This window comes from Paenirhodobacter sp. (assembly GCF_047600745.1).
Lineage (GTDB): Bacteria > Pseudomonadota > Alphaproteobacteria > Rhodobacterales > Rhodobacteraceae > Rhodobacter.
The window spans coordinates 455,531-468,014 of the sequence record NZ_JASGKI010000006.1; the positions used below are offsets into that span (position 1 = coordinate 455,531).

Sequence of the window (12,484 nt, forward strand, 5' to 3'; positions counted from 1 at the left end):
TTCAGGTCAGCAGGTTGAAGGAAAAGCGCGGTCTGCCGCTGCGGGGATGGCGGTCGATATCGGCGGCGACGTCGAAGGCGGCGCGGATGGTGTCGGGCGTCAGCACCTCCCCCGGCGGGCCATGGGCGCAGATGCGGCCATCGCGCATCACCAGCACCTGATCCGCCAGCGCGGCGGCAAGGTTCAGGTCGTGCAGCGTGACCAGCACGGTCATGTCCAGGCGGCGCAGCACTTCGATGATCTCAAGCTGGTGGCGGATGTCCAGGTGGTTGGTCGGCTCGTCCAGAACGATCAGTTGCGGCTGCTGGACGATGGCGCGGGCCAGCAGCACGCGCTGTTTCTCGCCCCCCGACAGCCCGCTGAAGGGGTGGCCAGCGAAATCCGCCAGTTCGAAATCGGCCAGGGCCTGTGCGACGATTTCCTGATCGCGGTTGCTGCGCGAAAACAGGCTGTCACGATGGGGAATACGCCCCATCGCCACGACCTCGCGCACGGTAAAGGCGAAATCGGCCACCGGTTCCTGCAGTACCGCCGCGATCAGGCGGGCTACCTCGCACGCGGGCATCCGCCAGATGTCGCGGCCTCCGGCCAGCACCTGCCCGGCCAAGGGGCGGTTCTGGCGATAGATGCTGCGCAGCAGCGTGGATTTTCCTGCCCCGTTCGCGCCGACGATCACCGTGGTCGTGCCGGCGGGAACGTCAAAGCTGATCGCCTCGACGATCCGCCGGCGCGGGTGCGGCCCCCAGCAGAGATCCCGCACCTTCAGATCCAGCGCCATCCTAGAAGGTGACGCGGAAATCGAGCGAGGCGCTGCGCGGCGGCGCCAGCAGCCATTGCGTCGCCCCGCCCGAGGTCGCATAAACCCGGTCGGTCAGGTTGTAGACGTTCAGATCGAGGCTCATGTTCTCGCGCGGCCTCCATTCCAGCCCTGCATTAAGCACCGTGTAGGACGGGCGCGAGGTCGTGTTGGCGTCGCTGGTGAAGGTCTCGCCGACGTAATGCGCCCCCGCCCGCGCGGTCCAGCCCTCTGCGAAGGCCCAGGAGCCCCAGATATTGGCGACGCGGCGCGGCGCATTGGAGGGACGGTTGCCGGAAAAATCGCCACCCGACTGGACGTAATCGTCGTAGCGCGGCGAGATCAGCGCCCCGTTCACGTCGATCCGCAGGCGCGAGCCCACATCGAAGCCCACCGCTGCCTCGACCCCTTTCGAGCTTTGCTGGCCGATCTGGCGGGTGACCGAGGGATCATCCGGATCGCGCGCCAGCAGGTCATTCTTGACGATCCGGTAAGCGGCCAGCGTCGCATCGCCCCTGCCGCCGAGGAAGCTGAACTTCACGCCGATCTCATGCTGCCGCGCCTGGGTCAGCTTCAGGTCCGACTGGCTCTGCGCGAGCGACAGGATATTGCCGATCGGCTCGTGCGCGCGCGAGACCTGCGCATAGAAGGCGACATCCGGGGTCGGGGTATAGACCGCGCCGAGCCGCCAGTTCAGGGAATCGAAGCTGCGGGTGAATTCGGGGGCGACGCGGGAAATCCGCAGATTGTCATGGCGCAGGCCGCCGACGATCGACCACTGCTCGTTGATCTTCAGCCGGTTGTCGACGAAGAGCGCGAATTGATCGGTGGTCGTGTCGGCGGTGGTGGCCATCACATGCGGCCCGAAGGAGCCCCGCTGCGGATGCAGGAAATCCACGACCGATTCCCCGGCATAGGGCGAATTGTTGGTGTTCTTGAACTTGATCCGGTTCACGTCGAAGCCGATCGTCGTCGTGTTCTCCATCCCGCCCGGCGCGGTCTCGAAGGTGACGTCGGTGCGGTTGCCGAGCTGCTCGATATCGTGCTTGATCGCGATATAGGAATTGCGCAGCACGTCGCCGGTTTCCGGGCGATAGCTGTAGCTTTCGACATTGCGCCAGTCGCGGTCGCTGGTCAGATAATAGCTGTTGCTGCGGACGGTGACATGTGCGACCGGCGTCCATTCCGCCCGGAGCTGGGTATAGCCGTCTCGGAAGCGAACGAGGTCGTCGTCGATGTTGTAGTTCCGGCGGCGCACGCGCTCGTCGAGCTTGCCATCGACCAGCGGCGTGCCGAAATAGGCGCCGGGACGATTGTAGCCATAGTCATGCGACAGGGTCAGCGCCAGATCCTCTGTCGCCTGCCAGCGCAGCGCCGCCGACAGCGACCGGCCAGAGGTGTCGTTGCCGTCGAGCCAGCCGTCCGAGCGGGTGCCGTTCACGTCGAAGCTGTAGGCCAGGGCCTCGTTGATCGGCCCGGCGCTGCCGAAGGCGAGGCCGAGCTGACCATCCGTGCCGATCGTCGTGCGGACTTCATTCCGGGTGCTGTCGGTCAGGGGTTTTTTCGGAACGATGTTGATGGCGCCGCCGACCGCGCCTTCGCCATACAGCACCGAGGCGGGGCCGTTCAGCACCTCGATACGCTCGACGTTCCAGGTGTCGAAGGGAAAGGTGATCGTGCCCGATGCGGGATACAGCCGCGTGCCGTCATAAAGCCGTGTCACCGAAGCGTGGCCGGCAAAGCCGCGCATGCTGAGCGAGGTGCCGCCGTTGCCCGGCGCGCCGTGAAAGCTGATCCCGGTGCCGTTCTGGACGATAGCCTGGTTGACGTCGCGCTGGCCGCGCTGGCGGATCGTCTCGGCGCCGATCACCTGCACGCTGGCCGGGGTCTCGAACGAACTCAGTCCCAGCCGGCTGCCGGCATTGGACCGCGACTGAAGATCCAGACCCGAGCCGAAGGAAAGCCCCTGAATGGTGATCGGGTCCAGCACCACCGTGCCCGCCTCCTGTTTGGGAAACTGCTGCGCCATCACGGGCCAGGCCGCGGTGGTAAGCAGGGCCATCAGGATCGCCGCGGGGGCGCGGGAAGACGGGCTGTCCTTCGCGTCGCGACGCGAAGACTGGGGAATGATATGATCGCGCACGAATGTGGCTCCAGCGACTGTTTCACCGTCACCGCAAACGCAACATCCCGTTGCCCGCGGCCGTGGCGGGCAGAGGATCGCTCCATCAGGACACCCCGCCCGATGTGTTCACGCATGACAACGGCAGACGGCAGGTCTCCTGGCTCGCGGGTCGCCGCCTGTTGCCGCCTTCCCGGAATCGCACCCAGTGGCCGTTGGCAAAGGCTATCCGCTTACAGTTGCGGGGGCAGCCGCAGCATTGGACCGATGGTCCGCACTGCATTCCCTTTTGATTCCGAAAATCGGAAACCGTCACGGAAACGTGTAGTGGCGGGCCGTCAGGGGGTCAAGCCCGCAATCTGGCCGGGCCGGACGATGCTGGGCTGGCGATGCACGATCGCCTCTTCGACCGGCCGCCCGCCGACGAAATGCTCGGTCACGATCCGCGCCAGCAGGTCGCGATCCAGACGCCCATACCAGATCCCTTCCGGATGCACGACCATCAGCGGCCCCTGATTGCAGGGAAACAGGCAGCTGCTGCGGGCGCACATCACCCGCCGGGGACCGGAGGCAAGGCTGCGCTCGGCCTTCATCAGGCCGCGCAGATGCTGATAGAGCGGCAGGCCCGCGCGATGCGCGCAGCGCGCGCCAAGGCAGAAGAAGACCTGAAGATTGTGCTGCGGAATATCGGTCCAGCCGGGCTTTCCCATGCTGGGCCGGACGGTTGCCACATCGGTCCACCGATCGGAAGCGAGCGCCGCGCGGACCGCGCCCGCGAAATCCAGAAAACCCTCCACCGGCGGGGCGATGCGAATATCCAGATCCGTCCCGGCCCCGTGGCGACAGGCGCTCAGCGCCCCCGGCAGCCATTGCGAGATCGAGCGATCCGCAGGCACGCCGCAAGGCAGGACGCAGAACATGCGCACCCCCTTCGCCGCAAGGGCGTCGATGACGTCGGGCAACGCCGGACCCGACAGGTCCTCGTAAGCCAGTTCGACCGATACGCCCGGCGTATCAGCTGCAAGGCCGTCGATCAGGGGGGCGAGCGCCTGCCGACGGATGAAGTCGGACCGGCCATAGAGGATGATCGCATCGCGAGATGTCATGGTTACACAACTTGTATACGGTCAGCCACCAGCCCCCGCGAGGTGACGAAGCGCGTCATGCTCTCCGAAGCCGAAGAATAATGGACCAGTCCCGGCATATTTGCCACTCAGGCCCGCCGACCGATCATGTCGGGGCGGAAGCCCACCCAATGCGCCTCACCCGCAGCGACGACCTGAGCCTGGCGATAGCCCAGCGAGGTGACCATCTCCATCGCCGCATCGTCCTTAGTCAGGTCGATCAGATGATAGGCCAGACCGCGGGCGTCCAGCGCGCCGGTCGTGGCGGCGCATTGCACGCAGGCGGGTTTGGAATAAGCGATGATGCTCATGCCCTGTGTCCTCATCCTTCTTCTGGACAGGCAAAAGCACGATGGCCGACCGACCGTCGAGCCTCTTATCACGCGCCCCGTGCCCGCCGCACGGTTTCATTTCGACTGTCCTGGCAGGTCTCCTGGCTCACGGATCGTCGCTCAACCGGCCTTCCCAGGTGTTCCGACCCAGTGGCATTCCAGTCTCACTCGCCGCTTACAGTTGCGGGGGCAGCACCGGTCTCGCACCGGCTTCCCATTTTCATCCGCGAGTCGCCCCACGGAAACCATGACGCCATTATCGTGTGCCATAACGATGATATCTGTCAATATCTGGTTGTTCAGATGTTGCTGCTCGGAACTTGCTACCGCTATCTACCAAGAAGGAGCGGCTCTACATCTGACCAGTTCTCCACCTCCAGCGGAGCTATCAGAATTCACACATCGTGATTGGGGCCTTTGGCCAGGGTCTGTCTGAGGGCTGCGCTGTATTTGAGCGCCTGGAATTCTGTCCAGCCGCGCAGGATGACGATGGGACCTGGTTTGCCGTAGTAGGCGGTTCAACCGCCGAGCCTCGCGCAGACCCATGCGGCGAAGGCAAGGCTGCCAGGGGGATGCGGGTTTCTCTGCCGCTCGGTCGCGCCTTCGAGATCGCGGCTGAGGCTTTCGAGCAGTGGCCGGTCCTCCGGATCGAAGGCATCCGTCATGGGGCGCAACAGCGGCCCGTCGCGCTCGGTGGCCATCTGCATGACAACGGTGGCGGCGATGAAGCAGGCCAGGATGAGGCGGTTGCGGGGCCCGGCATCCCTGATCGCCAGGCTCTCGATGTCGAACCCCTTGCGCTTCATGGTGCGGAACAGGTCTTCGATCTTCCAGCGCGCGGCATAGCGTGCGGCCAGATCGAGCGCATCGGCCACGGTTCCGATTTCGATCGTGGTCAGCAGCCTCCAGTGCAGGGGTTTTTCACCCTCGGGCGGGGTCTCTTCGCGGAGATCGACATAGGTCATGGGCACAGCTTCGTGGCAGGATTTGCGGCTTTTCTTTGGGGGCCGCAGGTCGAGCCTGCCGAAGCGGACCGCAAGCCGCGCCTGGCGTCGAGCCCGCCCGGGCCGGGCGGGCAGATCGAGCATGGCGCAGCCCTGACGCGGGCCCGCCGCGATCCCGGCCGCCAGCTTGCCGCCGCCCATGAGCACACGGTCATGCATGGCGCGCACGAGCAGATGCACATGGGCCGGTCGATGGGTAAACAGCTCGAACATGTCGGCCTCGCGATCGGCAACCACCGTCACCCGCGCCGCGCCCTCGATCGTCCCGGCCCTGTGTGCCGCGTCCAGCCACCGCACGCTCTGGCGGTCCTGGAAGCCCCGGCTGTGGCGGCTCGCCCTGCCGCCTTCCGTGCGCTCGATGAATTGCGCATCCAGCGCGCCAAGAACCGCCCCACTGCCTGCATCCACCGCGATCATCGCGTGCAGAAAGCTGCCGCCTCCGCCGGAGGATCGGGCCACCGTCGTGTCCTGGATCGCCAGAACGTCCTTGCCCAGACAAGCCGCCTGCGTACGCTCGAAGGCCGCCGAGATCATCGCCTCCACGGTCACAGCCGGGTTACGCAGAAACCGTGTGAAGCGGATCTCCCCGGCCCGGGTCCCGCCCAAACGCCGAACCCGCACCCCGCGAGCACCATGGCTGACCAGTCGTGCCAGCAGATCGGCCCCCCTTTTTCCAGCCGCCGATCCCCAAAACCGCCCAAGCTCATATCCATGATCGCCTCCGTTTACCAAAACGGAATCAGAGATGATCAATGCTCGCAAGGAAGATGTGTGAATGTCATAGCCTGCGGAGTGGGGGTCCGCAGGAAGATCTTGTCGCGCGTCACCAGGGTCGCCACGGCATGCCCGGCGATCATCATGTCCAGAGGTGCGATGGTCACCCCCCTGGCCTCGCAGATCCCCATAGGCCTGAGCGGCAGCCTCGTCGCAGGGGAGAACATCGACCCGCAACAGGAATTGACGGACGAGCTCGGTCAGGCGCGACGGATAGTTCCGCTTGGCCAGCCCATAGCGCAACTCCCCTTCGGTCACTGCCGAGATGACGACATCCTCCATGGGCAATGCTGTAAGCTTCCGAAGGATTTCCGGCCGGTCGCCCCGGATAACATGGCTGGCGATATTGGTATCGAGCATATGAACGCTCATTCAGTCCATCCGGCGAAGGGATCACGATCCTGCTCGGGTGCGCTCCGATCCGCCACGCCCATGAAATCATCCGGCACGGCTCCCGCGCCATGAAGTTCGAACAGGCCGTCCCATGAATCAGGCTTGCGCGAGAGGATCACATCGCCGGTCGCCGGATCGCGTCGGATGAACACCTCTCCGCCTTCGAAGCGATACTCTGCGGGCAGCCTAGCTGCGGCCGGTCGTAAACAGCTTTGCAGTTCTGGCAGCCCTGGAACCCTCCATATGATAGGTATCTTGATACATATCACCATGCCGGATGGTATCAAAATGCGGGCTATGCCTGTCCGATCACTCCCATCGCCCCGCAGCTGGCGGGCGACCTGTTTGGCCGAGGTAGGATTCCAGCCCGTGTTCAGCCATTCGCCGACGACGAGATGACTTTGCCTCTCGCAGGCTCCCCTCGCTCGACCAGCACGCCGTTCGCGCGATAGTTCGTGAACTGCACCGGCAGGCTTTCCCCTTCGCCAAGTCGGGGGCTGGTTTGCAGATGGAAATGCAGATGCGGCTCGGAGGTGTTGCCGCTGTCGCCACAGAGACCAATCTCCTGCCCCACTTCCAGCGGTCGCCTTCCGCGCCCCGGACGCTGCCCTGCTGCAAATGGGCGAGGAACCCGTATTCACCGTTTTCTAAGTCGATCACGACGTGGTTTCCCGCCGGATTCGCCGCAGCGGTCGCACCGATCGCCTGATCGGGCAATCCGTCGACGACCGTGGCAACGACCCCATCCGCCGGCGCGAGGATAAGGCGCCCCCAGCAATGGTAACTGTCGAGGAATGCGGGATCGCCCTCATGGCTCCGCCCCTCTCGCATCACCAGCAGGTCGAGGGCAAAACGCTGCCCCGCACCGACGGCATGATAGTTGCCCGCGACCTCGTGCCCGCCCCAATAGACGAACCACTCCCCTCGACCGGCAGGCGCAGCATGGCCTTCGTGTCGTAATCCAAGTGGTCACTGTGCGCGGCAACGGGTTGCGGCCTGATGAAAAACCCGGCGATCCGTTCAGGATCGTCAAAAGAGATGACGAGTTCCAGCGGCACGGCCAAATCGCTCCAACGCGAAACGCGGGTGAAAACGTCATGGCCCGCCTGCTGTTCGGCCCATTCGGAGAGGATTGCTTCTTCGGTGCCGAAACCGGCCAGCACCTCGTCGCGCAGCGATGCCAGCCTACCGACCGAACCAAAGGCCTCCTGCATGTCCGGCGTCGATGCAGACCAGACAACCTCCACATCCCCACGAAGGAACGTCTCGGCCATCTGCCGACCCGTCGAGAGGGGATCGGCATGAGCAGACAGTGACACCAGCCTGAACGAAGGCTGCAATCCAGAGCCTCCAGTGCTTCATCCAGGCGCCCTTCCCCGTTTCCGCCGGATCGTGAACTTGCCCGTCATATCCGGAACGCCACGTCTGACGCGAAGGTTTCAGCAGGCCTCATGGCTGCCCTGCTTTCTCGAAAGCAGCGGCGACCTCCTCGGCACTGGCCGAGATCGCGTCGATCCCGCCGCCCAGCAGATACCAGGTCCTGGCATCCAGATGGACCACCTGACCCGACTGCCAGGCCTTCGTGGCCGTGACCCGCTCGTCCTGCGCGAGGCGTTCGGCCAGCGGCGCGACCTCGGTATTGCCGACGGCGGCGTTGCGGTCGATGGTGAAGATCCAGTCGGGTTCCGCAGCCAGAGCGGCCTCCAGCGCCTCCTGCTGCCGCCGCTGTGCCTCCGCGGCCTCCGGCGTGCCCGGCTCGGGGCGGGGACCGGTTGCCTGTTCCGACGGGCCGATGACGGGCTTGATGCCGACCAGATCATAGACCGCGCCGAAGCGCGACCCCGGCGGCTGCGCGCTGAAGCCCTGTCCAGCACCGAAGAGGACAAGGCCCGTTCCCGCCCCGGCACCCAGTCCGCGCGCCTCGGCCAGCGTCGCCTCGAACGCCGCGATCCGCGTGGCCGCCGCATCCCCGGCGCCCAGCAACGCGCCCAGCTTTTCGGTGCTGGCGATCACGGTCCCGGCCAGATCCCCGCCGCCGCTGCTCATGTCGATGGTGGGCGCGATGGCGCCCATCGCCTCGAAGGCGCCGCGCGACCGGCCTCCCACGACGATCAGGTCCGGCGCGATGGTTTTCAACGCCTCGGCGTCAGGCTCGAAGACGGTACCGGCCGGGACGAAACGATCCTCGCTATAGACCGCGAGATGGTCGGGAAAGTTCGGCGCCCGGTCGGCGGATTTGGGCACCGCCACCACCAGATCGGTCTTGCCGAGCGCATTGACGATATCCAGCGTCGGCAGATCAAAGACCGCGATGCGTTGCGGCGCGGCGGGCAGGACGATCTCGCCCTGGGCATGGGTAAAGCGGATCTCATCGGCCATCGCGGGGGCGGACCCCAGGGCGATGCCGAATGCGAGCGCGAGACGGGTTGTGTTCACGGGTCTTCCTCCGGCTTCCGGCGCACCACATCCCGGTAAGTCGGGGGCTGCCGGGCATGTGATCAGGTTCTCAACTGCCTGTGGCTGATCGGTGGCTGGAGGGAAACCGGCTGCCTTGCGCCTCGCTTACGCGGCGGGGACGTTTGGCGCAATGGGACATGCGTCCAGGCGAGGCAGGGACATCCACCATTTCCACCAAATATAAAGCAACCATGACACAGCCACGGAGTCACTCCATATGTAAAGTATACTTTACAACGGAGATCATGATGCGTGGATTCCTCTCCTTTCTGATTGGACTGACTGCCTATGCTGCAATGTTGATCCTGTCACAAAGGCTGCTCGCCGGCGGCGTCGAGAGCCAGACGATGCGCATTCTGCTGTCCCTCAACCCGATGCTGTCCGCCCTGTTCATCTGTGACGCCGTGGTCCGTTGGACGAGATGCAATGTAAATTGCAGCTCAAGGCCCCGGCCATCGCCTTCGCGGGTACTGCCTTGATCACCTTCGGCTATGGTTTCCTCGAAGGGACCGGCCTGCCGCGGCTGTCGATGTTCGCCGTCTGGCCGCTCATGGGGACGATCTGGTTCATCTGCGTCATGCTGGGGCGGCTGCGTTTCAGATGAACAATCGCATTCAGGCATTGCGTCAGCAAAGGGACTGGTCGCAAGCCGATCTGGCGGCGCATCTGAAGGTCTCGCGCCAGACCGTCAACGCCATCGAGCGGGGCCGCTACGATCCCAGCCTGCCGCTCGCCTTCAGCATCGCACAGCTGTTCGGCCTGACCATCGAAGAGATCTTTCAGTCGGATCGGGGGTGAAGGCGCGCAACCCGTTTTACCCGATGGCAGCTGTCTATAAGCATCCGGTTCAGCGGCGCGGGGGCATACACAGCTTCGGCAAGCCGACATCCCCTTTGCCGACCGCTGCCGCTACCTTTCTGCCAGCCATCTCGTCGCCACGCCGGCGGCAAAAATGCCGGGCAAGGTCAGCAGCGCAATGCCGAGCGTAGCATAGCGCGCCGCATCTACCGCAAATTCCCCACCTGCCGCCATCAGCGTGCCGGCCAACGCCGAGGTGATCGAGAAGGCGATCAGCTGCGTGGTGGTGATCGCAGCCGCCGCCTTGCCGCCTTCGGCCGGGTCATGGGTGCTGCTCATCGCGGCGACACCCAGTAGCGGCCACGCAAGACCGATGCCCATGCCCGCAACGGCAAGGACCGCCGCCCAGATCAGCACCATCGCCATATCGGCACCCGCGACCTGCAACAGGCCATAGGCGATCAACCCCGCCGTCAGCAGCATGGGGCCAAGGCGGATGGCACGGCGACGGCCACGCTCACTCTCGACCGATACCACGAATAATTGCGCGATGACCCATGCCAGAGACAGGACCGCCCCCAGAAAACCGGCGATCAGCGGCGACAGACCGGCCAGTTGTTGGCCGAACAGGGGAATGAAGTTCTCGACCATCACGCCCGCGCTGAGCGCCGCGACCGTCAGGTAGATCCACTTCAGCGAGTTGCCGCGCCGATAGGTGATGTGGGGCAGGATGGTGTCCTTTGCCCGCCGCTCGATAGAGACGAACAGCCACAGCAGGACAACGCCGACCCCGATCATGGCCAGCACCGGCCAGCCCATCGGCACGATGGCGCTGAGACTGATGGCGACGGTGGCAAGGACAAGCGGAATCAGAGAGGCCACGGGAACGGGTGCGCGATGCCCCGAACCGGCCATGCCGGCGAACGACCGCTGTGCGATGGCGGCAAACAGGAGCGAAATCACCGCAAGCGCCCCGTAGGACCAGCGCCAGAGGCCAAGTTCCGCGAACAGCCCGCCAAGCGCCGGCCCGAACAGCGTTCCCAGCCCCCACATGGCCGAAACAACGCCGGTCGCCCGCGCCCAGTGCCGTTCTGGAAGGGCGGCGCGGATCACCGCGTAGCCAAGCCCGGCCAGCAGACCGCCTCCGAACCCCTGGATGACCCGCCCGACGATCAGCAGTTCCATGGTCGGGCTGGCAGCATTGGCCGCCGCGCCAAGCGTGAAGACGGTGAATGCCGCGGCATAGGCCAGCGCCGGCCCCTTCCAGTCGAGGATACGGCTGACGAACAGCGACGCCACGATGGCCGAGATGACGAAAGCCGTCGTCACCCAAGCATAATATTGCTGCCCACCGATATCCGCGACGATAGAGGGCAGCAGCGCGGCGGTGAAATAGAGGTTCATGGCGTAAAGCAGGACACCGCTCGCCATGACCAGAACGATGGCGAGATGACGGCCGGACAACAGGTCGGCCCAGCCATCGGGCATGCTTGCGAGATCGGCCGGACGGGCCGATTCAGGTGATGTCTTCATGGAAGGGTTCTCCGGGTGAAAGAAAGGATCAGGCTGCCGCGCGCCGCATGGTCAGCGACAAAGCCAGCACGGTGAGAGAGATGAGCAACACGATGCCCGGGGCAGTCGCATGGCCGTAATCGGCGTTCACCAGCGTTGTCAGGGTCGCGGCGGCCATCACCAAGGCGCCCAGCATGGCCCCCGCAGGACGTGTGGCGGCTCGGATCAGCAGCAGCCCGGCCGCCAACTCAAAGATCGCCGTGATGTAGTGAAACCAGTCGGGATAGCCCCAGGCCACATAGGCGGCAGCATTCTCTGCCGAGATGAAGGTGTTGCCGTAAGCGCCGAACAGGAAAAATGCTGCCAGCAGCCAGGCCAGGGCGGTCGATATGATGGGAAGGGTCTTGTTCATGTTGCCTCGCTGGATCGGTGACGGCCCTTGCCCTGCCCAGACAGTGGACGAGCCGTTGGATTCGATATAGATTGAGCGATCACTCTAGTTATGATCGCGGCGGGGTCAAGATAAATAGAGTGATCAATCTATGAAAGGGGCCACATGGCGCGCAAACTCGTTCCCGAACAGCACGAAGGCAAACGGCAGGAGATTCTGGCGGCGGCGCATCGCTGCTTTCTGCGCCACGGGTTGCAGGGCGCGTCGATCTCGATGATCTGCAAGGAGGCGGGGATGAGCCCCGGCCATCTCTACCACTATTTCCCCAGCAAGGACGCCATCGTCGAGCAGATGGCCGGCGACTACCTGACCACGCTGCATGCGCATTTCGGTGCCCATGGCGAGGACGAGGCAACGGCGACGGTGCTGCTCTCTGAACTGTGGAGCATGGACGGATGGGACGATCTGGCCCAATGCCGGATCACCTTTGAATTGCTCGCCGAGGCAGGGCGGAACGAAACCATCCGCAAGATCATGATCGACAACACCAGCAGCGTCCGGCGCTTGCTGTCGGAAACCTTGCGGGCGGGACAGGCGCGCGGCGATGTCGATCACACCTTCGACGCCGATCAGACCAGCGCGGTGCTGGTCTCCATCCTCTACGCCGCGCCCATGCTGCCGCTGATCGCCACCGATGTGGATTTCGGAGAAAGCCGCGACCTCATCACCACGATGATCCGCCGGTTCTTGCAGCCATCTCAATGAGAAACCGCATCCCGGC

14 protein-coding genes and 2 riboswitches are annotated in these 12,484 nt (G+C 64.6%); of the genes, 3 read left to right on the forward strand and 11 right to left on the reverse strand.

Annotated features, from left to right (window positions below):
- Position 1: 1 nt before the first annotated feature.
- The 9 genes from QM789_RS21535 to QM789_RS21575 all read right to left on the reverse strand — a co-directional run bounded on the left by QM789_RS21535 (position 2) and on the right by QM789_RS21575 (position 8,981).
- Positions 2–760 carry an ABC transporter ATP-binding protein gene (locus tag QM789_RS21535; RefSeq protein ID WP_420353860.1) on the reverse strand — a complete coding sequence of 253 codons (759 nt, stop codon included), beginning with the start codon at positions 758–760 and terminating at the stop codon, positions 2–4.
- Between the two features lie 19 nt (positions 761–779).
- Positions 780–2,858 carry a TonB-dependent receptor gene (locus tag QM789_RS21540; protein ID WP_420353861.1) on the reverse strand — a complete coding sequence of 693 codons (2,079 nt, stop codon included), beginning with the start codon at positions 2,856–2,858 and terminating at the stop codon, positions 780–782.
- Between the two features lie 192 nt (positions 2,859–3,050).
- Positions 3,051–3,247, reverse strand: a riboswitch (cobalamin riboswitch).
- Between the two features lie 9 nt (positions 3,248–3,256).
- Positions 3,257–4,024, reverse strand: a complete 768-nt coding sequence (locus tag QM789_RS21545) for a hypothetical protein (protein ID WP_420353862.1) — start codon at positions 4,022–4,024, stop codon at positions 3,257–3,259.
- 107 nt (positions 4,025–4,131) lie between these two features.
- Positions 4,132–4,353, reverse strand: a complete 222-nt coding sequence (locus QM789_RS21550; RefSeq protein ID WP_420353863.1) for a glutaredoxin domain-containing protein — start codon at positions 4,351–4,353, stop codon at positions 4,132–4,134.
- 94 nt (positions 4,354–4,447) lie between these two features.
- Positions 4,448–4,639: riboswitch (cobalamin riboswitch) on the reverse strand.
- Between the two features lie 253 nt (positions 4,640–4,892).
- Entirely contained in the window at positions 4,893–6,524 is a 1,632-nt protein-coding gene (locus QM789_RS21555) for an IS4 family transposase (protein WP_420353864.1), read from the reverse strand.
- Complete coding sequence (locus QM789_RS21560; RefSeq protein WP_420353865.1) at positions 6,521–6,697, reverse strand: antitoxin; 177 nt, start codon at positions 6,695–6,697, stop codon at positions 6,521–6,523. The genes QM789_RS21555 and QM789_RS21560 overlap by 4 nt, the downstream gene beginning before the upstream one ends.
- A gap of 221 nt (positions 6,698–6,918) precedes the next feature.
- Entirely contained in the window at positions 6,919–7,119 is a 201-nt protein-coding gene (locus QM789_RS21565) for a hypothetical protein (protein ID WP_420353866.1), read from the reverse strand.
- 256 nt (positions 7,120–7,375) lie between these two features.
- Positions 7,376–7,819, reverse strand: a complete 444-nt coding sequence (locus tag QM789_RS21570) for a hypothetical protein (protein ID WP_420353867.1) — start codon at positions 7,817–7,819, stop codon at positions 7,376–7,378.
- Positions 7,820–7,994: 175 nt separating this feature from the next.
- Positions 7,995–8,981, reverse strand: a complete 987-nt coding sequence (locus QM789_RS21575; RefSeq protein ID WP_420353868.1) for an ABC transporter substrate-binding protein — start codon at positions 8,979–8,981, stop codon at positions 7,995–7,997.
- A 454-nt stretch (positions 8,982–9,435) separates the two neighbouring features.
- On the opposite strand from QM789_RS21575, the gene QM789_RS21580 reads away from it, so the two are divergent.
- Positions 9,436–9,606 (forward strand): hypothetical protein, encoded by a 171-nt coding sequence (locus tag QM789_RS21580; RefSeq protein ID WP_420353869.1) that lies wholly within the window; start codon positions 9,436–9,438, stop codon positions 9,604–9,606.
- Complete coding sequence (locus QM789_RS21585; RefSeq protein WP_420353870.1) at positions 9,603–9,800, forward strand: helix-turn-helix transcriptional regulator; 198 nt, start codon at positions 9,603–9,605, stop codon at positions 9,798–9,800. Before QM789_RS21580 ends, QM789_RS21585 begins: the two co-directional genes overlap by 4 nt.
- A 111-nt stretch (positions 9,801–9,911) precedes the next feature.
- Here QM789_RS21585 and QM789_RS21590 read toward each other — a convergent pair whose 3' ends face one another.
- Together QM789_RS21590 and QM789_RS21595 are read right to left on the reverse strand one after the other, a co-directional pair.
- Positions 9,912–11,333, reverse strand: coding sequence for an MFS transporter (locus QM789_RS21590; RefSeq protein ID WP_420353871.1), 1,422 nt, complete (start codon positions 11,331–11,333; stop codon positions 9,912–9,914).
- A 28-nt stretch (positions 11,334–11,361) separates the two neighbouring features.
- Positions 11,362–11,724 carry a DoxX family protein gene (locus QM789_RS21595; protein WP_420353872.1) on the reverse strand — a complete coding sequence of 121 codons (363 nt, stop codon included), beginning with the start codon at positions 11,722–11,724 and terminating at the stop codon, positions 11,362–11,364.
- A 144-nt stretch (positions 11,725–11,868) separates the two neighbouring features.
- On the opposite strand from QM789_RS21595, the gene QM789_RS21600 reads away from it, so the two are divergent.
- The gene (locus QM789_RS21600; RefSeq protein WP_420353873.1) at positions 11,869–12,468 is read left to right on the forward strand and encodes a TetR/AcrR family transcriptional regulator; all 600 of its coding nucleotides are present in this window, start codon (positions 11,869–11,871) and stop codon (positions 12,466–12,468) included.
- Positions 12,469–12,484: the final 16 nt, after the last annotated feature.